Origin of the sequence: Streptomyces sp. SID1328, from assembly GCF_009865595.1 — a bacterium.
GTDB classification, from domain to species: domain Bacteria; phylum Actinomycetota; class Actinomycetes; order Streptomycetales; family Streptomycetaceae; genus Streptomyces; species Streptomyces griseoluteus.
In genome coordinates this window covers 1-1,269 of sequence record NZ_WWKH01000023.1, presented here as the reverse complement: position 1 = coordinate 1,269, position 1,269 = coordinate 1, and the positions used below count along the sequence as shown (strand labels likewise).

The window sequence follows — 1,269 nt, the reverse complement described above, 5'->3', positions numbered from 1 at the left end:
CACCCGCAGATGGACCCTGATCGTGGCGGGCGCGGGGTGGGCGTGCGTCACCGTCGCGGTGCTCGTCGGACACCTCCTCGTCCGCCGGGCCAGGCTCGCCGCCGCCACCCAGGCCGCCGAGAACGACCGGCTCCGCGCGCAGGCACAGCAAACGGCCGCACAGACCGGCCACTTGGTCAACGTCACGCTGCCCTCCCTGCACAACCTGGTGCTGACCGGCAGTGGCGCCGCCGACGCGCTCGCGGGCGTGTCGATGCCCAACGACCAGAACCTGCGCCGGCTCGCCCAGCTCTCCGCCGGCGCCCTGGAGGAGGCCGTGGGCCGCGCGGCCGCCGCCGACGAGGAGTCCCGGCAGATCCAGGAGGCGCTCAACGAGGTGCTGGCCGAGGCGGACCGGCTCGGCCGGGAGACGCTGCCCGCCGCCGTCGCCCGGCTCGCCGAGGGCCGCTCGGCCGACACCGTCCTCGGTGAACTCACGCTGCCCCGGATGCCGTTGATGCACGACCTGAGCGAGCTGGTCGTCCGCGAACTGGCGCGCAGCGAGCGGCGCGCGGGCGGTGCCCGGATCGCCTCCACCAAGGCACTCAGCCGCGTACAGGCCAAGGCCGTCAGCATGCTCGCCGACCTGCGGGCGATGCAGGACGAACACGACGGCAAGATGCTCGGTGACCTGATGCGGCTGGACCACAAGACCTCCCAGCTCGTGCTGATCGCCGACCGGCTGGCGCTGCTCATGGGCGGCAAGACCAGCCGTACCTGGAACAAGCCGATCCGGATGGAGAGCATCCTCCGGGGTGCCATCGGCCGCATCGCCGCCTACCAGCGGGTGCGGCTGCACTTCACCTCCCAGGCCGCGATCTCCGGATTCGCCGCCGAAGGCGTGATGCACCTCCTCGCCGAACTGATCGACAACGCGGCCAACTTCTCTCCGCCCACCGACGAGGTGCACGTCTACGTCGAGGAGCACCGGGCCGGGATCGTCGTCACCGTCGAGGACAGCGGACTGACCATGTCCGAGGCGGCCATGCGGCACGCCGAGGGCGCGGTGGCCGGCAGCATGGCCGACCTCGCCTCCCTCCAGGGCACCCGGCTGGGCCTCGCCGTGGTCGGACTGCTCGCGCTCAAGTACCGGATCAACGTCAGCTACCGCCCCTCCTCGCGCGGCGGCACCGGCGTGGTCGTCCTGCTGCCCCGGCACCTCATCGCGCAGCAGCGCGACCCGTGGCCCGCGCAGCGGGAGGCGGCCCAGGCGGCCACCGTCCGGCCGGT

General features: G+C 73.0%; 1 protein-coding gene. It reads left to right on the top strand.

The features are described 5' to 3' along the window. Positions 1-1,269, top strand: a 1,269-nt coding sequence (locus tag GT030_RS00705) for an ATP-binding protein (protein WP_161199319.1), incomplete at both ends; no start/stop codon positions are given.